This window comes from Streptomyces shenzhenensis, assembly GCF_021462265.1.
Lineage (GTDB): Bacteria > Actinomycetota > Actinomycetes > Streptomycetales > Streptomycetaceae > Streptomyces > Streptomyces shenzhenensis.
Genome location: NZ_JAJONF010000205.1, coordinates 1 through 457, shown reverse-complemented (window position 1 = coordinate 457; position 457 = coordinate 1). Strand labels below are relative to the sequence as shown.

The following is a 457-nucleotide window of genomic DNA, read 5'->3' as shown; positions in this document are numbered from 1 at the left end:
TTCTGCCGACGGTTCGTCAGAGCCGACGTCTGCCTGATGACTCGTCACCTCTGATGCGGCTGGTGCCTCTTCGAGGATCACGTGCGCGTTCGTGCCGCTCACCCCGAACGCCGACACCCCCGCGCGACGTGGACGGTCCGCGTCCTCCCAGGGGCGTGCCTCGGTGAGGAGCCGGACGGTTCCGGCGGACCAGTCGACGTGCGGGGTGGGGGCGTCGATGTGGAGGGTCTGGGGCATGGTCCGGTGGCGCATGGCCAGGATCGTCTTGATGACGCCGGACATTCCCGCGGCGGCCTGGGTGTGGCCGATGTTCGACTTCAAGGAGCCGAGCCACAGCGGCCGTTCGGGGGAGCGGTCCTTGCCGTAGGTGTTGATGAGGGCCTGCGCCTCGATCGGGTCGCCGAGCACGGTGCCCGTGCCGTGCGCCTCCACGAGGTCCACGTCCTCGGACGTGAGG

Annotated in this window: 1 protein-coding gene; it reads right to left on the bottom strand. The window is 69.6% G+C overall.

The window, feature by feature from the left end; all coding sequences use genetic code 11:
• Window positions 1-457: polyketide synthase (locus LQ326_RS47475; RefSeq protein ID WP_234545418.1), on the bottom strand; the 457-nt coding region annotated here is incomplete at both ends.